At 68.4% G+C, this 20,803-nt stretch carries 18 protein-coding genes; 13 read left to right on the top strand and 5 right to left on the bottom strand.

The features are described from left to right. The first annotated feature begins 106 nt into the window (after positions 1-106). From KY498_RS14185 to KY498_RS14215, 7 genes are all read left to right on the top strand, one after another. Entirely contained in the window at positions 107-850 is a 744-nt protein-coding gene (locus tag KY498_RS14185; protein WP_061781874.1) for a CPBP family intramembrane glutamic endopeptidase, read from the top strand. Between the two features lie 302 nt (positions 851-1,152). Further along, positions 1,153-2,625, top strand: coding sequence for a sugar transferase (locus tag KY498_RS14190; protein WP_191009060.1), 1,473 nt, complete (start codon positions 1,153-1,155; stop codon positions 2,623-2,625). A gap of 24 nt (positions 2,626-2,649) precedes the next feature. Then, positions 2,650-3,630, top strand: coding sequence for a glycosyltransferase (locus tag KY498_RS14195; protein ID WP_191009059.1), 981 nt, complete (start codon positions 2,650-2,652; stop codon positions 3,628-3,630). Beyond that, the gene (locus KY498_RS14200; RefSeq protein WP_191009058.1) at positions 3,627-5,756 is read left to right on the top strand and encodes a glycosyltransferase; all 2,130 of its coding nucleotides are present in this window, start codon (positions 3,627-3,629) and stop codon (positions 5,754-5,756) included. The genes KY498_RS14195 and KY498_RS14200 overlap by 4 nt, the downstream gene beginning before the upstream one ends. Further along, entirely contained in the window at positions 5,753-6,847 is a 1,095-nt protein-coding gene (locus KY498_RS14205; RefSeq protein WP_191009057.1) for a glycosyltransferase, read from the top strand. Before KY498_RS14200 ends, KY498_RS14205 begins: the two co-directional genes overlap by 4 nt. Then, positions 6,844-7,887: a hypothetical protein gene (locus KY498_RS14210; RefSeq protein WP_060960289.1), complete on the top strand. Its 1,044-nt coding sequence runs from the start codon at positions 6,844-6,846 to the stop codon at positions 7,885-7,887. The genes KY498_RS14205 and KY498_RS14210 overlap by 4 nt, the downstream gene beginning before the upstream one ends. Then, positions 7,884-8,852, top strand: coding sequence for a glycosyltransferase (locus KY498_RS14215; RefSeq protein ID WP_191009056.1), 969 nt, complete (start codon positions 7,884-7,886; stop codon positions 8,850-8,852). The genes KY498_RS14210 and KY498_RS14215 overlap by 4 nt, the downstream gene beginning before the upstream one ends. Here the strand turns inward: KY498_RS14215 and KY498_RS14220 are convergent. From KY498_RS14220 to KY498_RS14230, 3 genes are read right to left on the bottom strand one after another with little or no spacing between them, the layout of a single operon-like run. After that, entirely contained in the window at positions 8,833-10,224 is a 1,392-nt protein-coding gene (locus KY498_RS14220; protein WP_191009055.1) for an O-antigen ligase family protein, read from the bottom strand. The two genes, KY498_RS14215 and KY498_RS14220, sit on opposite strands and share 20 nt — an antisense overlap. Next, the gene (locus KY498_RS14225) at positions 10,221-11,057 is read right to left on the bottom strand and encodes a polysaccharide pyruvyl transferase family protein (RefSeq protein ID WP_060960292.1); all 837 of its coding nucleotides are present in this window, start codon (positions 11,055-11,057) and stop codon (positions 10,221-10,223) included. The genes KY498_RS14220 and KY498_RS14225 overlap by 4 nt, the downstream gene beginning before the upstream one ends. Continuing rightward, the gene (locus tag KY498_RS14230) at positions 11,054-12,502 is read right to left on the bottom strand and encodes a lipopolysaccharide biosynthesis protein (RefSeq protein WP_191009054.1); all 1,449 of its coding nucleotides are present in this window, start codon (positions 12,500-12,502) and stop codon (positions 11,054-11,056) included. The genes KY498_RS14225 and KY498_RS14230 overlap by 4 nt, the downstream gene beginning before the upstream one ends. Before the next feature lie 114 nt (positions 12,503-12,616). On the opposite strand from KY498_RS14230, the gene KY498_RS14235 reads away from it, so the two are divergent. From KY498_RS14235 to KY498_RS14255, 5 genes are all read left to right on the top strand, one after another. After that, positions 12,617-13,621 (top strand): glycosyltransferase, encoded by a 1,005-nt coding sequence (locus KY498_RS14235; RefSeq protein ID WP_219879415.1) that lies wholly within the window; start codon positions 12,617-12,619, stop codon positions 13,619-13,621. Between the two features lie 164 nt (positions 13,622-13,785). Further along, a complete protein-coding gene (locus tag KY498_RS14240) occupies positions 13,786-14,814 on the top strand; it encodes a glycoside hydrolase family 5 protein (RefSeq protein WP_191009052.1) in 1,029 nt (342 codons plus the stop codon). A 607-nt stretch (positions 14,815-15,421) separates the two neighbouring features. Next, the gene (locus tag KY498_RS14245) at positions 15,422-16,732 is read left to right on the top strand and encodes a UDP-glucose/GDP-mannose dehydrogenase family protein (RefSeq protein WP_191009051.1); all 1,311 of its coding nucleotides are present in this window, start codon (positions 15,422-15,424) and stop codon (positions 16,730-16,732) included. A gap of 10 nt (positions 16,733-16,742) precedes the next feature. Beyond that, a complete protein-coding gene (locus KY498_RS14250) occupies positions 16,743-16,982 on the top strand; it encodes a hypothetical protein (protein WP_219879416.1) in 240 nt (79 codons plus the stop codon). After that, complete coding sequence (locus tag KY498_RS14255) at positions 16,979-18,331, top strand: HNH endonuclease signature motif containing protein (RefSeq protein WP_191009581.1); 1,353 nt, start codon at positions 16,979-16,981, stop codon at positions 18,329-18,331. Before KY498_RS14250 ends, KY498_RS14255 begins: the two co-directional genes overlap by 4 nt. 78 nt (positions 18,332-18,409) lie before the next feature. Here the strand turns inward: KY498_RS14255 and KY498_RS14260 are convergent, their stop codons facing one another. Then, complete coding sequence (locus KY498_RS14260; protein WP_223848735.1) at positions 18,410-18,805, bottom strand: DUF4406 domain-containing protein; 396 nt, start codon at positions 18,803-18,805, stop codon at positions 18,410-18,412. A 47-nt stretch (positions 18,806-18,852) separates the two neighbouring features. On the opposite strand from KY498_RS14260, the gene KY498_RS14265 reads away from it, so the two are divergent. Then, positions 18,853-19,608, top strand: a complete 756-nt coding sequence (locus KY498_RS14265) for a DeoR/GlpR family DNA-binding transcription regulator (RefSeq protein WP_191009050.1) — start codon at positions 18,853-18,855, stop codon at positions 19,606-19,608. Positions 19,609-19,651: 43 nt separating this feature from the next. Here KY498_RS14265 and KY498_RS14270 read toward each other — a convergent pair whose 3' ends face one another. Further along, positions 19,652-20,746, bottom strand: a complete 1,095-nt coding sequence (locus KY498_RS14270) for a HAMP domain-containing histidine kinase (RefSeq protein ID WP_223849532.1) — start codon at positions 20,744-20,746, stop codon at positions 19,652-19,654. Positions 20,747-20,803 lie beyond the last annotated feature (57 nt).

Below are 20,803 nucleotides of genomic sequence, written 5' to 3' on the forward strand. Positions count from 1 at the left end.
GCCTTCCCCCCGGCCGAGGGGGGAGTCCGGCGCGCCGGAACATCCCGCTCCCGCCGGCGCGTCCCGGTCGTCGAGCGAGCGCAGCGAGTCGGAACGGGCCACGCCCGTGTCGACCCCGGATGCCGCCCATCGGCCGCGCCGGCGCCGCAAGCGCACCGACTGGCGCGAGGGCGGCCGTGCCGTGCGGCGGTGGGACCTGACGGTGCTGTCGGCGGCGCTGATCGGCGTCGGGATCGGGGTGGTCGGGGGAGGGGCGGTCAGTCGCATCGCGGCGCCGTGGGCACCGCTCGCGTCGACCGTCGTGCTGTGGGCGGGACTCGGTGCTGCGATCGCCTTCGCCTTCCTGCGCGGCCGGCCTGCCGGGCTCCTGCGCTTCCGGCCGACCGATCTGCTGTGGGGCCTCGGGCTGGGGATCGCACTGCGCATGATGCAGGGATGGGTGAGCGGCGCGGATGCCGCGTCCTTCCCCTCCGCCGTGAGCCTCGACGGATCCCTGCCGTCCGGATGGTGGCTCACCGACGCCCTCCCCGCGGGGGTGATCGCGCCCGTGGTGGAGGAGTTCTTCTTCCGGACGGTCGTGCTCGTGGCGGTCTACCAGCTGCTGCGACGCGGCGTGGGTGGTGTCGCCGCCGGAATGACGGCGCTGCTGGTGTCGGCGGGCGGTTTCGTGCTGCTGCATGCGACCGCCGGCGTCTTGACGCTGAGCGACGGCATCCAACTCTTCGCCGTCGGTGCCACGTGCGCGCTCGTCGTGCTCCTGACGGGCCGTATCTGGGGTGCGGTGCTCACCCACGTCGTCTACAACGTGACGTACCTCGCCCTCGTCGTCGTCGGTACCGCTCTCATCTGAGTCACCTGAGTCACCAAGTTTTCACCAAAAGGATGATGAGCCGGCCTCCCTTGGCCCCTACGCTCAGGTGTCACCGGGAGTAACCGAGCTGGCAGGCGTCACACGCCTGACACATTCGGCTGATAATCTCCCGAGAGCCGGGGGGCCCAGGACCAGAGGAACAGAAGGAGGACGCCGAAGTGTCGACCGGCTTTCAGGTCGATGCGACGCCGGAGTCGCCTCACGACTCGACAGGACCCACCGCTCAGGGCGCGGCAAGCGCCCCGGATCGCGTGGCACCGTCGGTTCAGGCCGCCATCCCCATGCCCCCTGCTCCTGCTCCACTCGACGACTGGCGTCGGCGTTTTCAACGTCGGCTCGTCCTCAGCGACTTCCTCGTCCTGATGTGGGTCGTCTTCGGTACCCAGATCGCGTGGTTCGGCTTCGGCAACGCCCAAGTCGCCATTCGTGACGATGCGCGCATCACCGACGTCTCCTATTGGGTGTTCTCGATCCTGCTCGTCCTCCTCTGGATGGGCGCGCTGTCGTGGAACGATTCGCGCAGCATCCGGGTGTTGGGCTCGGGCTCGACCGAATACCTCCGCATCGTCGATGCGAGTCTGCGGCTGTTCGGCGCGATCGCGATCATCGCCTTCCTGACGCGCATCGACATCGCGCGCGGGTTCCTCCTGCTGAGCCTGCCGTTCGGGGTCTTCGTGCTTCTGTGGACGCGCTGGCTGTGGCGCCAGTGGCTCATCATGAAGCGGCGTACCGGTGCCTACTCGGCGCGCGTCCTTCTCGTCGGATCCGAAGAGTCCGTCGCGCAGATCGCCCGCGAACTCCTGCGGACGCCGAGCGCCGGTTACCACGTCGTCGGCGCCTGCACGCCGACCGGGAAGGTCGCGGACTTCGTCCCCGGAACCGCGATCCCGATGATGGGCAGCGTCGACGCGATCGAGCGGGCGATGGAACGCACGGCGGCTGACACCGTCGCCGTCACGAGCACGGACGAGCTTCCCCCCGACAAGGTCAAGCAGATCTCGTGGAACCTTCAAGCCGGACGCCAGCACCTCGTTCTCGCCCCCAGCATCGTGGACATCGCGGGACCACGTCTCCACACCCGTCCGGTGGCCGGGCTGCCGCTGATCCACGTGGAGACACCCCGCTTCAGCAAGGGGCAGCTGTTCTTGAAGCGTGCGGTGGACATCGTCGCGAGCGCCGTCGGCGTCCTCGTGCTCAGTCCGCTCCTGGCATTCCTGGCGATGAGCGTGCGGCTCTCCTCGGAGGGGCCCGTCTTGTTCCGGCAGGTCCGCGTCGGCCGCGGTGGCACCGAGTTCACGATGCTGAAGTTCCGCTCCATGGTCACCAATGCAGAGGACATGCTCGAACAGCTCTGGCGCGAGCGTCGAGAGCAGGGCGTGGACTCGGGCAACGAGGTCATGTTCAAGATGAAGAACGATCCGCGTGTGACTCCGATCGGCAGGATCATGCGGAAGTTCAGCCTCGACGAGCTTCCTCAGCTCTTCAACGTCATCGGCGGATCGATGTCACTCGTCGGTCCTCGCCCTCCCCTTCCCAGCGAAGTCGCGCAGTACGCCACGCATGTCCATCGGCGGTTCCTCGTCAAGCCGGGCGTCACCGGCCTGTGGCAGGTCAGCGGCCGGTCGACGCTGTCGTGGGAGGACACCGTGCGGCTCGATCTCTCCTACGTCGAGAACTGGTCGCTCGTCGGCGACCTCGCCATTCTCGCGAAGACCGCCCGCGCGGCCGTCGCGCCGGGCGACTCCGCGTCCTAGTCAACGAACCGAAAGGGCATGGTCATGAGTTCCCCCCAGACCCAGCCGACCCTCAGCTCCGTGGGTGCCCGCAAGCTCCTCCTCGTCGCATCGACGGGAGGCCATCTCGCGCAACTGTCCCGATTCGCCGAATCGCTGGGCGCGAGCGAGGACTCGCTGTGGATCACCTTCGACACCGCTCAGAGCAAGTCGCTGCTCGCCGACAAGCGGGTCTTCTACGTGCCCTACGTCGAACCTCGTGACTGGAAGGGCGCTCTCCGGGCGCGGCGTCTGATCGCCGAACATCTGAGGAACGAGAACGACTTCGACGCGGCGTACAGCACGGGAGCGGCGCTGGCGGTGTCGGCGCTGCCGCTCGCGCGACGCTTCGGCATCCCCTGCACGTACATCGAGAGCGTCTCACGCGTCTCCGGCCCGTCGCTGTCCGGACGGATGCTCGCGGCGATGCGCCGATTCGAGACCTTCACGCAGCACCCGCAGTGGGCGTCAGGACGGTGGAAGCCTCACCGCAGCGTGCTCGCGGAGTTCACGACCGAGGTGGGACAGCCGGTCGATCGGCCGCGTCTGTTCGTCACGCTGGGCACCATCAAGAAGTACCGGTTCGATTCGGCCATCGACGCCGTGCTCGCGACGGGCTTGGCGGATGACCGCACGATCTGGCAGGTCGGTGAGACGACCGGCCGGACGGATCTCCCCGGGCACGTGTTCGAGCACATCCGGGCGGATGAGTTCTCGGAGTACGCGCGTAACGCTGATGTCGTGATCAGCCACGCCGGCGTCGGGTCGCTCCTCGAGCTGCTGGAGCTCGGTGTTCATCCCGTTCTCGCCGTGCGGAAGAGCCAGAGAGGCGAGCACGTCGATGATCACCAAGCCCAGATCGCGGAGCTGGTCAATGAGTTGGGCATCGCCACCGCTGTCGACCCCTACGAGATGACCGCCGACCTGCTGGTCGAAGCGAGCAGCAAGCGCGTCCGTCCCATCTCCCCCGGAGAAGCCACACCGTGAGTTCTGCACGTCACATCTTCGTCCCCGGTGTCGGGCAGCACGACAACATCGGTGACATCATCCTCCGGCGCGAGCTGATCGAGTGGCTGCGTCCGTTCGGAAAGCTCCACGTCTATGTCGGTGCGGCTCCGGAGGGCTACGCGGACGCGTTGGATGCGGGCCCGGATTCCACGATCTACTACAGCTTCACGGCGTGGTACCGGGCGCTGCTGCGAAGCGCTGCGCGAGGCGATGCCGCCTACGTCTTCAAGCCGGGCGAGATCCAGCTGACGCTGAAAGGCATGAAGGAGCATCTCGGGATGCTGCCGGCGGTGGCTCTGGTGCGGTTGAGACGGGGTCCCGTCGCGAGGGTCGGTGCGGGAAGTCGAGACTTCGCCCCCCTGCCCCGCATGCTGATGAAGCCATCGATCGGCCTCTCGCACGTGACACTGTGGCGCGACACGCGAACCGCGGAGTACTTCCGCGGTCGCCTCATGCCGGATCTGGCGTTCGGTCAGGCGGAGCGGCTGCCCGCCGCGGCGACCGCGGAGCGCCCCACGCGGTCGAAGATGGTCGTGTCGATGCGAAGCGATCGCGATCTGCCCTCGGACGCATGGTTCGACGCCGTCCGGCGGACGGCGGACGAACACGACCTCGCCATCGTGTGCGTCGTGCAGGTGTTGCGCGACCGCGAACGGTCCGCGGTGCTCGCCCAGCGCTTGGAAGGTGCGTTGCACGATTGGGACGGTTCCCGTCCCCTCGAGCACGAGGAGGCTCTGCGCGACCTCTACCGGGAATCGCTCCTCGCCGTGAGCGATCGCCTTCACGTGCTGATCGCGGCCACAACGGAGGGCGTGGCCCCGGCGGCGCTGCTCACGGACGGGTCGGACAAGATCGATCGCCATTTCAGGGCGGCCGGCATCGACGGCGTCTCCGTCTCCGCGGCCGGCGCCGATGCTCAGCTTCTGCAGGACCACCTGGCCGCCGCGATCGAACGCGTCGAGGAGACTCAGGCAGCGGCGCGAGCCGCGCGCGCGGAACTGGCCGAGGTCCGCGCCGAGATCGCCACGCTGTTCGACGGCGACGGCGACTCTCCGCAGCGGGTCTGGCACGTGGGACGGTCGGGCGAGGTGGCGGGCGGCATGACGCAGGTCGTCAACTCCTATCTGAACTGGTCGTTCGATCAGAGCACATCCCACGTCATCGTCTCGCGGGACGGGACGCGCGGTCTGCGCGGCACCTGGCTCTTCCTCTCGGCCGCCGCCAAGATACTCACCAAGAGGAGGGACCGTCGCGACGTCATCGTCGTGCATCTGTCCCAGGGGGGATCCTTCTGGCGGGAGGGGATGCTGCTCCGGCTCGCCGACATCCGTGGTTTTGCGACCGTCGCTCATCTGCACGGCAGCGAGTTCGTGTCCTTCGCCACGGAGCGGCCGAAGCTCGTGAGACGAGTGCTGGCCGCCGCGGACACCGTGGTCGTCCTCTCCGAGGAGACGGCGGACGCCGTCTCGCACCTCCTCCCCGACAGCGACGTGAAGCTGATCCCGAATGCCGTTCAGGAGGCCGCATCCTCGGCAAAGCGACCCACCGTCGTGTTCGGCGGTGCGGTGTCGCGAAGGAAGGGTGTCGGCCCGCTGCTGGAGGCGTGGTCGCGAGTGTCTGCAACGCGTCCGGACTGGAACCTGCGCATCGTGGGGCCGATCGTGGATTCGAGTTTCGCCGGGCTCTCCATCCCGAACGCCGAGTTCACGGGTTCCCAGCCGCATGATGAGCTGATGGCGGATCTGGCCGGCGCCGAGATCGCCGTCCTGCCGTCGTTCGATGAAGCGATGCCGATGTTCCTCATCGAAGCCATGGCCAACGGCTGTGCGGTGGTGGCGACGAGCGTCGGCGGCATCGAGAAGCTCCTCGATGAGGGTGCGGGGCTCATCGTGCCCCCGGGAGACGTCGATGAGCTCGCCGCCGCACTGGGCACCCTCATGGACGATGCCGCCAAGCGCCGTGACGTCGCGTCGCGCGGGCTGCAGCGCTTCGAGGAGAACTACTCGATGAAGGCCGTGGCGCCCGTCCTCGAGCGGGCATGGACCGAGGCGCGGGATGCGCGTTACGGCAGCGATCGCGCAGCAGTAGAGGAGATCGCTCGATGAGGATCATGTTCGTCGTGCCGGCGCTGCGCGGAGGCGGCGCAGAGTTCGTGGCGCGCACATGGATGGGGGCGCTGGTCGAGCGCGGCCATCACGTCGTGACGGTTCTCACCGCAGGAGACGTCGACCCCGCGTACGCTCCGGCGGGTGTCGAGTTCCATTCGCTCAAGGGGCGCGGAGGGCAGGTCGCGAAGGTCCGGGCGATCGCCAAGGCCATGCAGCGGGAGAAGCCGGATGTCGTGCTGGCGCTGCAGGCGCATCCGAATCTCCTCGCACTCATCGCCTCACGCCTGATATCTCGGCAGGACCGCCCGGCGGTGCTCATCTCGGAGAGGAACCTCGTCTCTCTGGGGCTGAGGTCCGCGTCGCTGTCCCACCGGGTGAAGATCCGCATCGCGAAGCTGGTCTATCCCTGGGCAGATCACGTCGTCGCGATCTCGCATCCGGTCGCCGCCGAACTCGTGGCGGGATTCGGTGTGCTCAGTGAGCGCTGCACCGTCATCCCCAACCCGGCGACGGCCAAGACGAGCCGAGCCGCGGCTGCGGACGGCACGCGTCAGCCGAGCGACACGATCTCCATCGTGCTGCCCTCGCGACTGGTTTCGCAGAAGCGACCGGAACTCGCCGTCGCGACCGCCGCCGAACTCGCGCGCCGCGGCGTGTCGGTCAGGGTGGTGAGTTTCGGCGACGGGCCGTTGAAGGCGAGCGTCGAGCTCGCGGCGCGGCGAGCCGGCGTGGACATCGAGTTCAAGGGATGGGTCGAGGACTGGTTCACGCAGTTCCCCGCCGATGCCGTCGTGCTGCTCCCCTCGGATCGTGAAGGATTCGGAAACGTCCTGGTCGAAGCGGCGGCGGCGGGGTTCCCGTCGGTCGCCCTCTCCGCAGCGCTCGGTGTCGCGGACGCCATCGTCCCCGGCATCACGGGTGAGCTCGCCGTCTCGGATCGGCCCTCGGACATCGCGGACGCCGTGCAGCGCGCGTCGGCACTGACGATGACGGACACGAGCAGGTGGCTGCACCGGTTCTCGCCCGAGAACAGTGTCTCGCTCCTCGAGGCTCTGCTCGATCGAACGAGGCGTTACGTCTCCGGATGAGGGTCCTCGTCTCCGCTCTGGGGCAACGTGACAATCTTGGAGACACAGCCCTCCGCCGAGCGTTCTTCGATGTCCTCCGCGGCTTCGGCCCGCTCACGGTCTTCGTCGGGGGTCAATCGGCCGGGTACATCTCCGGACTGGGCGTGCGTGACGACGACATCCTCGTTCGAGACCGCGCGGAGTGGCGCAGAGCACTTCTGGCGGGGGCGATGGGAGGGATGCTCTACGCTCACAACGCCGGCGAGTCGGGCGCGGCCGGGCGCCATGCCCTTCGCTACGGGCGGCTCGCTCCGATTCTCCTTCTGAACCGCCTCCGCGGCGGCACGAACGTGCACGTGGGAGTGGGCATCCGGGCGCCCGGCCGTGGGCGCATCGTGGTCGCGTGCGTACTTCGACTGATGCACATCGTGCAATGGCGTGATCAGTGGAGCGCCCAGTACATCGGTGTAGGAGGCGTCGCCCCCGACTGGGCGTTGCGGCTGGGCGATCCCGAAGAGGGTGAGGGCTCCGGCATCCGTGACGTCCTTGCCGTCTCCCTGCGCTATGACGGCGCAGCGCCGAGCCCCGGTCTCGTCAACGCCATCCGTCAGGCGGCGCGGCAGCTCGATCTGCGAGTTCTGGTGGTCGCCCAGATCCGGCGCGACGAACAGATGGCGCGCAAGCTCGCAGCGCTCGTCGGCGGCGAGCACGTCCGTTGGGATGACGACGACATGATGCGCCAAGAGCAGCGGATCCGTCTTGTCTATCGAGCCTCTCGGATCGTTCTCAGCGATCGACTGCACGCGCTCGCCATCGGCGTGACCGAGGGGGCGCTGCCGGTCGCGCTGGTCTCGAACCGTCGCGAGAAGGCGTGGCGCACGCTCGACTCGGCCGGTCTCGATGTCGGAGCATTCGACCGCGACCTGGTCACCCCGGATGATCTCATCGGGGCGGCGGCGGACATCGAGCCGCGGCAGAATGCCTTGCGCGAGAGTCTGGGTCGCGCGAGAGCGTCGATCGAGTCCACCGTCCTCACGATGTCGAAAGTGGTGAACCAGTGACTACTCGTCCGCGCGTGTCCGCGGTGGCGGCGATCTTCAACGCGTCCGCATACCTCGAAGAATCCCTCCCGAAGCTCATCGCGGAAGTCGCGGAGGTGGACGGTGAGCTCATCCTGGTCGACGATGGCTCGTCGGATGACTCGCTCCGTGTGATCGAGCGTGTCGTCGGCGACGATGCTCGCGTCGTGCTCGTGCGTCTCGAGGTGAATCAAGGTGTGGCGCGGGCACGTCGGGCGGGGCTGGCTCGCGCGAGCGGCGACTTCGTGTGGTTCGTCGACATCGACGACGATTGGGACGCCACGCTGCTCAGCTCGATGGTGGGGCTCGCCGAGTCGGCGGCAGCCGACGTGGTGATCTGCGACGCCGACTATGTCTACCCGTCGGGACTCGTCCGGCCGGTGCATCCCACTGCCCAGACCTCTCGCATGGATGGTCGCGAAGCCGTCGAACGTCTCTTGTCCGGCGTGCTGAAGGGGCACCTGTGGAACAAGCTCTTCTCGCGCGTGCTCATCGAGAGCATCGAGGTTCCCCCCTCGGAGGTGCACTCGGACCTCACCATGACGTCCTCGTATCTCGCCGCCGCGACGACGGTCATCTTCACGGACCAGGTGAAGTACCGCTACCTCGTGCGTCCCGGATCGATCATCCAATCCGGTCGACGGCGTGCGCAGTCCCTTGCCATCGTCGAAGGAGCTGTCCGTACCGCCACGCAGCGGGTCGGGATCGATCCTCCGCTGGTGGAGGATTTCGTCCACCGCTTCTTCCTCTTGTCCGCGATCAAGGACTCGTACAATCCTCGCTACTCACCGCAGGAGGCGCGCGAAGCGCGTCGGCGGGCCCGAGCGAGGATCTCGGTCGCGACGGTCGTGACCCGGACTGTTCGCGTCGATCGACGACGGGCGGTGGCGCTCCTCCTTCTCAAGTTCGCACCGTTCGCCACGCCGGTCATCGTGCGGAAGATGTAGTCCTCGTCACTGTCGACGTTCGGCGCGATGCCGGGAGTGCGCTGCCTGGCGTGTAGGCGAAGGCCAACGCCCCCACCAGAGGCCACCAGATAGAGGGGACTCCCTGATTCGTGAAGTAGGCGTTGATGGAAGACGCGATGAGCAGGGACGCGAAGGTCACCGTGAGGACTGAGCGCGCGCGCACATCGATGCTCCCGCCGCCCCGCCGGATGACGGTCAGCCAGCCGATGAAGACGAGGACCTGTGCGGACAGCTCTGCGATCCCGCCTGTGATCAGCGTCTTGATGTACTCGGATTCCGGGAACGGCCACACGATCGTCTTCGGGTAGACCGGCCAGGTGCCCACGCCCGCGAACACGCTGTGTCCCCAGCCGAGCCACGGCTCGATGCTGATGGCGGGGAGGGTCTGAGTCGTCCACAGGTAGATCCGCACGGCCAGCGTGGAGGGGACCCAGGCGAACTCCGGCGGAAGATATGTCGTCGGCAGGTCTTGGAGGTTGAAGCGCGATTGCAAGGAGTCTCCGAAGACGACGCTCGCGGCGACGAACAGCAGGGTGAGCGCGAGCAGGCCGCGCACCTTGTACCCGAGGACGGCCATCGTCGCGATCAGAATCGCGAGCGCGGCGAGGATCGCGGCGAATGTGAACGTGGCGAGCACCCCCACCATGCTCGCAGCGAACACGAGCAGCTGAGTTCGCGACACCCGACGCCCCTCCGCCCGATCGAGAACCAGGCACACGGCCGCGATGGCGGCCGCGCAGCACAGGTACCCGCCGAGGGCGGACCAGTGGCCGATGAGACTCGATGCGCGCGTGAGCCGTCCGTCCGTGAGCCGGTTGATCACCGCGTCGCTCTGCGTGAAGTTGACGACGAAACTCGTGACGGCGCTCACGCCGAGCACTTGGAGCACGCCGATCGCGCTCACCGCGATGGAGGGCAGCGCCAAAGCGCCGAGAAAGGCGCGGAGCTCGTCCCGATTGCTGACCGTCAGCCGCGCGCAGTAGTACGCCGTGATGTAGTACGCGGCGTTCACGGCCACCGGATATGCCGGCGAGTGGTCCAGCCGATCGGCGTTGATGGCTTCGGTCAACACACGCACGAGGAAATAGGCCACGATCGCGAAGTCGATCCACGTTATCCGCAGATGACGCAACCGTTGCGGTGCGAAGCACAGGAGCGTCGCGACCAGGCCGATCAAGAAGACCGCGGTCGGAAACGCCAGCCCGCCGCCGACGCTGATCCTGACCCCGATCGTCCCGGCGTAGATGCCGAACAGCAGGCCGATGATCCTGGCGTTGCGCGTGTCACGCGCGGCGCGCTGGACGGCCGCCGGGGACGGCGTCGTGAGCAGCTGCGGAACAGTGGCGCTCATTCCCGGCCCGTCGTCAGCGCGTCCCAGGGAAACGCGTCGAGCAGCGGTCGGGCATCCCAGTTCTCGAGGGGATCCGACACCGACGCGGCGCCGGCAGCCAGATCCAACGCGGAGTCGAGATCCGGCGCGAACTCCGGTCGTGCGCGTCCCGTCCCTTCGTAGTAGTCGTCGTACTTGAAGATGTGCTCCCGCGTCGCGCGGAAGGGAACGACCTTCGCTCCCGCGAGCTCGCCCAGGATGATGCCGTGCAGGGAGGAGGCGACGACCACCTCGCTCCGGGCGATCCGTTCGAGGCAGTCATCGACGCGTCCCCGAGGATCGAGGACGTCGGCCGTCCGGCCCAGCGTCGACAGGTCGTTGAGGTTGGGGACGATCGTGATCTTGTGGCGCTTGTCCAGCGACCATCCCGCGAAATCCTGATCGAGGTCCCGCAACAGCAACGCAGGGTCGCCGTACACCTCCGGTACTGCAATGCCCTTGTCTCGCAGGATCGCTGCCGTGCGCGGTCCTCGCACTGCGCGCACATCGAGGCGTTCGAAGCCCAGGCTGCTCTGCGATACCTTCCCGTTGACGCCCGAGCCCCAGACGATGTCGTCATCCGCAGCGAAGTGGAGCACCGATCCGACGCTGAAGAGCCGCCGCGGCGCCTCGAGCCCGAGATCGACCGCCCCGCGCTGCTGCATCAGGAGTCGGACGATCCGCGGACCGAGGAGGTCTCCGAAGTTGTTGACTCTTCTTCGCAGGGGGATCAGCCGGCCGAGCCGTCCCGGGAAGACAGGCTTGCGGGGATTCCAGTGGAAGATCCACGGGGGCACGTCGTCGCGAACGGTCATCGGTTCCTTATCAGGCGAGCGGTGGCGGTCAGCAGTCTGAGGTCTTGGCGCACTCTCGGGATCGTCAGCCAGACGGCCACGAGATAGACGATAGCGATACCCGACAGCGCTCCGAGCAGTCCCCAGCTTCCGAGGGCGTCGTTCCAGAGATAGGACAGGGGCAGCAGGGCAGCGACGAGGGGCAGATACACCAGGATCGGGACGATCGCCTGTGCCGCGAGAGACTTCGCGTCGATGCCCGCCTTCGGGATCGCGAAGATGGTCAGGATGATCCAGTTGAGAGCCAGGCCGGTGCTCGCGCCCGCGGCGACGCCGATCGGACCGAAGGGGAGTCCGGCGACCATCAGTGCGATCATCAGGAGTCGGCTGATGATCGCGTACCGGAGCTGAAGCCCCGTCAACGCCTTGGCCAAGAACACCCAGTAGTAGACGTACCCGATGCCCTGGAAGACACCGCCGGCCGCGAGGACCGCGAAGATCGGCGCACTCGCTGTCCACTGCGAGCCCAGCACGATGGAGACGATGGGGAGCGCGAACGCCGTCGCAAGCATGAATGCGCCGCCGAGCACATACGTGAGCAGCAGCTGCGCCCGCTCGACGTAGGCGTTGAACCGCGACTGATCCTCGATCTTCGACAGGATCGGAAGCGCGACGCGGGTCATGGGCGCCGCGACCTGCTGCATGGGCAGTCGGAACAGTTGATACGCCCTGCTGTACATGCCGAGCGCGTCCGCCCCGTAGACCTTGCCGACCAGGATGTTGTCGACGTTGGAGCTGAGGTAGTTCACGAACTGCACCCCGAGCGTGTTCAGTCCGAACGTGTAGAGCGCGCCCATCCCCTGGGCGCGGCGGGGGAGCGTGGGCGCCCAACGTGCAGCGATGACGAGCACGATGAGCCGCACGAGCGAGATGCCGACCTGCTGCACGACGAGCGCCCAGAACCCGCCGCCGCTCAGCGCGACGATGACAGCGGCTGCAAGACCCGCAGTTTGACTGATGATGTCTGCGGCCGCCATCCACTTGAACCGCAGGTTCCGGGAACATTCGGCCCGGAACTGCGAGGCGCAGTTCTCCAGGAGGAACATCGGGGAGATCCCCATGGCGACGAGCGCGACCTCCGGTTGTCCGTAGAACGCTGCCATGGGATAGGCCAGTCCGAAGACGATCCCCGATATCGCGAGGCCCACGCCCAGATTGATCCAGAAGATGTTGCTTCGTTGCTGATGGGTGATCGTCTGGGACTGAATCGATGCGAGCGACAGACCGAAGTCGCCCAACAGCAACGCAAGCCCGGACACCGCGGTCGCCATCGCCACGAGGCCGTAGTCCTGGGGCGTGAGCAGCCGCGCCAAGACGATGACGGACAGGGTCTGCACCACGAAACGGATCCACTGACCCCCGAGGGTGGTCATCGCGCCACGCGCCGCAGCCTTCGACAAGCTCACGTCCGTCATCGTCTCATGGCCGCGGATTCGCGTCGGTCACGGCGAGGTTACCTTCATGCTAAGAAGTGCCGTCGCGTGACGTTCCTGGGCGAGAGACTGCCTAGGCTGATTGCCGTGACAGCTGCGCGCGATCGAGTTCGGGTCCTCATGTCGTTCGGGGATCCCTCGCGAGCGAGGAATCCCTACACTCGCCTGCTCGCCGAATCGTTGCCGCTCGATGAGATCTCGCCTTCGTACTTCACCTGGCGCCACGCGTTCCTCGGGCGTTACGACATGTTTCACGTGCACTGGCCGCACTCGCTCGCGGGCCCGACGAAGGGCGGCACGGGTGTCCGGAACGCCGTCCTGTTCATCACGCTGCTCGGGTGGCTGGCCGTCCGGCGCCGACCGATCGTCTGGACGGTGCACAACCGCACGCCTCACGAGCGGCTGCCCTGGCTCTCCCGCGTCGCTCTTCGGCTGTTCGAGTCGCGCGTGGCGTTTCGGATCCTCCTGCTCGGTCGCGAGGACGGCGTGGAAGGGGTGGACTGGGAGAAGATTCCCCATGGTCACTACCGCGACGCCTACGGGCTCGTCCTCGATCAGCCCCTGCCGGAGATCCCCCGTGTACTCCATTTCGGGCTTCTTCGTCCCTACAAGAACAGCGATCAGCTCGTAGAGGCATTCGTGGGAGCCCGCGACGCCGGCGCTGAACTGCTCGTCGCGGGCAAACCCGTGCCGCCGTCCTACGGTGTCCAGCTCGCCGAGATCGCCGGGGAGGACCCGCGGGTCGACTTGCGGCTCGAGTTCGTCCCCGACGAGCAGGTTCCCGAACTCCTCGCGACGTCGACACTCGTCGCCCTGCCGTATGCCGAGATGTACAACTCTGGTGCGGCGTTGCTCGCCCTCTCATCGAACCGTCCCGTTCTCATGCCGGACTGCGAGGCGACGCGGGAGCTCGTCGACGAGTTCGGCGACCGGTGGGTGCTGATGTTCGCCGCGCCTCTCACGCCGAGCGACCTCGAACGAGCCATCGCCCTTGCGCGCACCTGCGATGGCGACAGCGTCGACATGGCTGCGCGCGAATGGCCGCTCATCGGACGGAGACACGCAGAGGTGTATCGCCGGCTGGTCCGATGAGCCCCACGGACGACCGGAAGGGTCGTGGCCGGCGGGGATCGCGCGCCCACCGCTCCGCGTCGCCCCACCGACGTCGATCGATAGTCCTCCTCGCCGTGCTCGCCTGCGCTGCCGTGGTGCTCCCGGGATGCGTTCCCATATCGTCGCGCCCTTTCGAGCGCGGCGTGAACGTCTACACGCTCCTGATGCACCGCGGTTCGGATGCGCCGGTGTCTGATTGGGGAGAGCCGCAGTCGAGCTACGACTTCCTCGCCTCGCGCGGAATGTCAATCGTGAGGCTCGCCATCTCGTGGGGCACCCTTCAGCCGGCTCTGACGGACACGGCGGCTGACCGGGCCGCCGCTTTGAGTGCTCCCGTCGACCCGAAAGCGCTGACGATGCTCCACGAGCAGGTGGACCGGATCGAACGCGCGGGGATGCGTGTCGTCCTCGATCTGCACAATGGGTGCACCTTCCCCACGGGACCGGGCGCCACATCGGAGAACTCCCTGATCTGCGGCCGCGATCTCTCGCTCGACGCCCAGACGAGCATTTGGAGGACGCTCTCCCGCGAGTTCAAAGACGATCCGGCGATCTACGCCTATGACATCTTCAACGAGCCCCGCAGCGACTTGATCAGCTTCGCGACCTATCGAGCCGCGACCCAGGCGGTCGTCGACGCGATTCGCGACGAGGGCGATACGTCCCGGATCTGGGTCGAGGCGATGGTCGGGAACTGGACCTTCGCGAGAGACGCCGTCAAGGGGCCCTGGGTCACGGACGCGCACGGCGAGGTGGACAAGAGCATCGTGTACTCCCAGCATTTCTATCCGCGCGGCACGGCGACCACTCAGGTCCGCTACGACTATTGGCGGGGGTACGAAGCCTTCCAGACGTCGATCGTCGACTTCGGTGAGTGGTGCGAGCGCTGGGGTGTGACATGTTCGATCGGCGAGATCGGATGGCCGGGGACCGGATCTCCAGAGGTCGATCCGAATGACATCGCCGCGTGGAATGCGGTCGGCGATCGCGCGTACGCCACCGCCGACCGGTACGGGATGGACGTCACGTACTTCGCGGCCATGGGGGGAGCCGACAGCCGCTTGCTCGCGTACGACTCAACCTCGCCGACCTTCCCGGTGACCGTGGGGATCGATCAGGCGCGGTCGCAGGCCGGCGTCATCGAGCAGTTCCTCTCGCGCGACAAGCGCTAGGACGGCCTTGCCCTCGACGGCCGCGGAACTGGCGGACGGCGCTCTGATCTGCATACAATCTTCTCGACCAGAGCCGGGGGGCAATGTGGTTACTTACGAGCAAGCCAAGAAATACTGGGACCAGCGGCGCGAGTCGCGGTCCAGACTCGCGTCGATTCTCGACGGCGACCCATTCGTGACCGACGAATTGCGCCGCGTCGTCAAGAGGATGAAGCGGCGAGAATCCGCTTTTCGTGCTCGACTCGGGGGTGCGCAGGATCCCTATTCTCAGCGATACCCCGAGGTGGCGAACCGCTCCCGCCTCGAGGAACTGGCTCAGATTCAGGCGGGCATCCGTATCGGGGCGTGAGTGAGTTCCGTAGCGCGCGAGCGTCGCCACGGAACTCGCGTCGATGAGCGCGGCTCTCGGCGGACGGTTCGGCGATCGCTGGGGGCTCAGCCGCCATCCGATGCGAGTCCGGGCGTGCTGCGCCCGTTGCGGTATCGCCGCTCGCGCGTGTGTTCCTTTTTGCGCTCCCTCGTTTACATGCCGGATACGCGTCTCTGGTAGGAACAGTCTTGCGTGTTCCTTCTCCTCGCACGCACCGTCCCCCCAACAGGAGCTCCTATGAAGCTGTCCGTCATCGGTTGTGGTTATCTCGGCGCGGTGCATGCTGCCGCCATGGCATCCATCGGTCACGAGGTCGTCGGCATCGACGTCGACGAGCGCAAGATCGCCGCCCTGTCGAAGGGGGAGGCGCCGTTCTTCGAGCCGGGTCTGCAGGAGATCCTCACCGCCGGGATCGCGGCGGGCAACCTCAGGTTCACCACCGACATGGCCGACGCGGCCGGCGCGAAGGTGCACTTCGTGGGCGTCGGCACGCCGCAGCAGAAGGACAGCTACGCCGCCGACCTCACGTATGTGAACGCGGCGTTCGACGGTCTGCTGCCCTACCTCGCACCCGGCGACATCGTCGCGGGCAAGTCGACGGTCCCGGTCGGAACGGCCGCGAGCCTCGCGCCGCGGGTGTCGGCGACCGGAGCGACGCTGGTCTGGAACCCGGAGTTCCTCCGTGAGGGCTATGCCGTCCAGGACACCGTCGACCCCGACCGCCTCGTCGCGGGCGTCCCCGCCGGTGACGAGGGAGAGGTCGCGGCATCCGTGCTGCGCGAGGTCTACCACCCGTCCGTCGCCAAGGGCACGCCGTTCATCGTCACCGACTACGCAACCGCCGAACTCGTCAAGGTGTCGGCGAACGCCTTCCTCGCGACCAAGATCAGCTTCATCAACGCCATGGCCGAGATCGCCGAGGTGACCGGAGCCGACGTGACCCAGCTCGCCGACGCCATCGGCCACGACGCCCGCATCGGCCGGCGCTTCCTCGGCGCCGGCATCGGCTTCGGCGGCGGGTGTCTGCCGAAGGACATCCGCGCCTTCTCCGCGCGAGCCGAGGAGCTCGGCCGGGGCGAGTCGGTGGCGTTCCTGCGACAGGTCGACGAGATCAACCTGCGACGCCGCGACCGCGCCGTGCAGCTCGTCGTGGATGGTCTCGGCGGCTCGGTCTACGAGAAGAACGTGACGGTGCTCGGCGCGGCGTTCAAGCCGCACTCCGATGACATCCGCGACTCGCCCGCACTCGACGTCGCCGTGCGCCTGCACGGCCTCGGTGCGAACGTGACCGTGACCGACCCGGCCGCGATCGAGAACGCGCGGCGCATCCACCCTCAGCTGACCTACGTCGACGACCGCGACGACGCCATCCGCGATGCGGATGCGCTCGTCCTCGTGACCGAGTGGGACGAGTACCGCCGCGAGCTGCCGCCGGAGCACGCGTCGTCGCTCACCGCGGGGCGCGTGGTCGTCGACGGGCGCAACGGGCTCGACGCCGCCGCCTGGCGCGCCGCGGGCTGGACGTACTACGGGATGGGGCGCCCCTAAGCCGCATGCCGTGACGGAGGAGTCCCGACGGCGTCGCTCTCGCGGAGCGGCGGAGTTCGTCGCCGCGAGGTGGTGGCGGGAGTGGTGGGATACGGTCTCGGCCGGCGCGCTGGCCGCCGTGTCGGTGATCCTGGCCGCCACCATCTGGGCGAAGCCTCTGCCGGACGTGTCGCCGGCCCGCGCCGCGACCGGCGCGCTCGTCCGGAAATTCGAACGAATGTCCGAGGGTCGCGGCATGATGGACGCATGACGGAGTTCACGCCGGGGGGCGTCTTCCAGGCCGATGCGGGCGGCGGGTACGTGACCGCGCTCGCCGGCCTCGTATCCGACGCCGAGGGGGTGGCGGCAGCGTTGACGCAGGCGCAGGTCGCCGAGGTCCGGATGCTGGCGCGCGCCGGTCGACTCGCGGAGCGTGAGGTGGCCAGCCAGAGCGGATCGGTGCGGGAGCACGACATGGTGCTGCGCTCGATCGCCGCGGAGCTCGGCGGGGTGCTGCGGGTGACCGACCGCACGGTACAGCAGCGCATCGGTGAGGCGCGCGAGCTCGTCGAGGGCTTTCCGGCGACGCTCGACGCCTGGGAAGCGGGCCGGATCACGCGCGGCCATGTCCGCGTGATCGTCGACGCGGGCGCGGTGGTTCCCGTCGATCGGCGGCCTGACTTCGAGGCCGAAGCGATCCGGCGCTGCGAGGGCGACACCGCCAACCGGGTCCGCGCCGCCGTCGAGATCCTCGCCGAACGCGCGGCGGAACGTTCCTTCACCGACCGGCACCGCGACGCGAGCGCCGGCCGACGGGTTCGCGTCGTTCCCGGCGCGCACGGGATGTCCGAGGTCGTCGCCACCGTGCCGACGGTGATCGCCGACGGCATCCTCGATCGGCTGACCCGGCAGGCGACCGTGATCGTCGATGCCCGCGAGCCGGGCGACGACGACCCGCGTTCGGTGGACCAGATCCGCGCCGACGTGCTCAGCGACCTGCTCCTGACCGCCACGCCCGCCCTCGACCCCACCGCCCACGGCGACGGCCCCGGTGAGCTGGGCGGCATTCGTGCGCAGGTACAGGTGGTGGTGCCGGTCCTCGCGCTCCTCGGAGCGGACGAGGGCCCGGTCGACCTCGTCGGACGTACCCCGGTGGATGCCGAGACGGCGCGGTGTCTCGCGGCCAATGCCCCCAGCCTCTCGCGCGTGCTCACCGACCCGATCGACGGCACGGTCGTCGCGGTCGACCGCTACCGGACGCCCTGGCCGCAGCGGAGGTTCCTGCGGGCGCGCGATCAGCACTGTCGGTTCCCCGGATGCCGACGGGCGGCGATCCGCTGCGAGATCGACCACACCGTCGATGCGGCTCGAGGCGGACCCACCGCGCTCTGGAACCTCGCGCACCTCTGTCAACGACATCATTCGATGAAGCAGTTCACCCCCTGGGCGGTACGACAGCGCGGGAGGGGAGTGCTCGAATGGACCTCGCCGACGGGGCGCGTCTACCGAGAAGATGCGCCGACTCCGCTCGTCGCCTTCGTGGCCGATGCCGTCGCGCCGCCCACGAGAACGTCCCCGCCGGGCCGCAACGCGATCGCCGTCGTGGCGGCACCGTTCTGAGCGTCGACGTCGGGTCGTGAGGGGGCTGGATGCCGCGTGGCCCCGAGGGGGCCGCCGTCGCGCACGTCCGCGACGGCCTCAGGTGCGGCGTTCCTGGCCCGCTGACGGCGCCACCCCGGGCACGTCCTCGAGGGCGTAGTACACCGGGAGGCCCCTCGCCTCGGCGATCGCGACGTCCTGGTCGGCTCCCCGGGACGCGCCGGGAAGGCGCAGCACCGCATCGCACCGCTGCAGCAGGCGCTCCGCCGTCGGGTACATGACCTGCGCAGCGAGCGGATCGGTCGGTCCCGACGCGCCGGCGCTCTCCAGCACCGGCAACGCGACCCACTCGCCGATCATCGGCACGTGCCCCGCCTGGAACAGCGGCCAGGCCGCCGTCTCCAGGCGTTTCAGGTTCTGCGCCATCCGGGCGGGGTCGCCGTCGGTGCCCGATGCGTACGGGCCGGCGATGAGGATCATGAGAGATGCGGTCATGTCGGCTACAATACGACAACAACGTGCAAAAACAAGAAGGAACGTGAATGCTCGCTGCCGCCCGCAGAGACCTGCTGCTTGATCGCCTCCGCCGCGACGGTCGCATCGTCGCCAAGGAGATCGCCGCGGAGCTCGGCCTGTCCGAAGACAGCATCCGCCGCGACCTGCGCGACCTGGACGCCGCGGGTCTCGCCGTCCGCGTGTACGGCGGCGCCCTGCCGGCATCCCCGGCCGTCGTCGACTACGCCGCCCGCACCGGCGTCGCCCCCGACAGCAAGCGGCGGGTCGGGGCGGCCGCGGCAGCCCTCATCGAACCGGGCGCGACGGCCATCCTCGACGGCGGCACCACGAGCCTCGCCCTCGTCGCCGCACTCCCGCGCACCCAGCCGGGCACGATCATCACCCACAGCCCGACGATCGCGGCGGCACTGCTCGACCACGCGGTCGACGTCTTCCTCATCGGTGGCCAGCTCTTCAAGCACTCGGCGGTCGCGTGCGGCGCCGCCGCTGTCGAAGCGGCGAACCGCATCAGCGCCGACCTCTTCTTCCTGGGAGTGACCGGCATCCATGCCACCGCGGGACTCACGACCGGTGACGCCGACGAGGCCGCCATGAAGCGCACCCTCGCCGCGCGCGCCGCCGACACCTACGTGCTCGGCAGCGACGAGAAGATCGGCACCGCCTCGCGCTACGGCGTGCTCGGCCTCGACGCCGTCACGGCGATCATCGCCGACATCCCCGACACCGACCCCGGCGCCCGTGAGCTCGTTGAGGCCGGGGTCGCCCTCATCCACACGCGGTGAGGCGCGGCGCACGAACCCCCTCCGCCTCCCCGCCCGCAGGGCCTCATACCGCGATCATCACGAGACTCGCGATCGTCCCCACCGGGTGGTCGGGTCGTACCGACAGCGTCGCCTGATTGGCGCGCACGACGTTGCGCCGGGCGGTGCCCGGGGCCGCCTCCTCCGGCGCCGGCCCGCCCGTCAGCTGCGCCAGCTCGCGGCGGCGCTGATCGTGGCTCGTGTGGAGTCCGTCGTCGCTCACCGAGACGGTCGTGCGGTGGTGGTCCCGGTGCGCCCGCACCACCACCTTCCCCGCCGTGGCGCAATGGCCGATCGCGTGCGAGAGGAGATCGGCGAGCACCTGACGCAGCTCCGCCTGCTCGAAGCGCACCCGCCCGCATCCCTCGTCGATCACCTGGAGCGTGACGCCCCGCGCCGCCGCGACGGCCAGGAAGACGGAGCACACGTCGGCCAGGGCCGAGGAGAGGTCGGCCGGCGGAATCGATCGGGCGATGTCTTCGCGGGCCGTGCGGAAGAGGTCGTCCACCGTGTCGACGAGCTGACCGGTCACCCGCGTCAACCGCTCGCCGATCTCCCCCAGATGGGCATCCGTCTCCAGCAGCTCGGCGTAGCCGGCCACCGTCGTCAGGTGTCCGCGCAGGCGGTGTGCGGCGTCACGGAGGAAGTCGTCGCGGATGCGGGCCGCCTCGAACATCACCGTCATGTCCCGTGCGACGATGACCGCCCCGCGGCGGGTGCCGCGCGCGTCCGCGTAGGGCCGGGCCGTGATCGACATCGCCCGCTGGTCGTCGCCCTCTCCCACCCACGTCGTATAGGGGATGCGGGAACCGGCGTGCGTGACATGGTGCAGCAGGGGAGGGCCGACGGTGATCGGGGTCACGCGGTCGGCATGGAAGAACCGCAGATCGCGGTACTCCGCGTCGGCGCGGATCCGCTCCGGCAGGCCCGCCCGGGCGAAGGCCTCGCGGGCCGCAGCGTTGAGGCGCACCGGGATGCCGCGCTCGTCGGTCACGACGACGGCATCACTGACCGCATCGCTGACCGTCGCGAGGACGGACGCGTCGCTCGCGGCGGCGTGACGTGTCCGCCGACCCCGAGGAAAGGCCGGCTGGTTCGCGCTCCTGCTCGCCAGATTCATGGGTCCCATCCCGTGCTCGCCACGGACTTCCTCCCTCCCCGGTTCTAGCAGAGCGTC

The organism is Microbacterium sp. PAMC21962 (assembly GCF_019443465.1).
GTDB classification, from domain to species: domain Bacteria; phylum Actinomycetota; class Actinomycetes; order Actinomycetales; family Microbacteriaceae; genus Microbacterium; species Microbacterium hominis.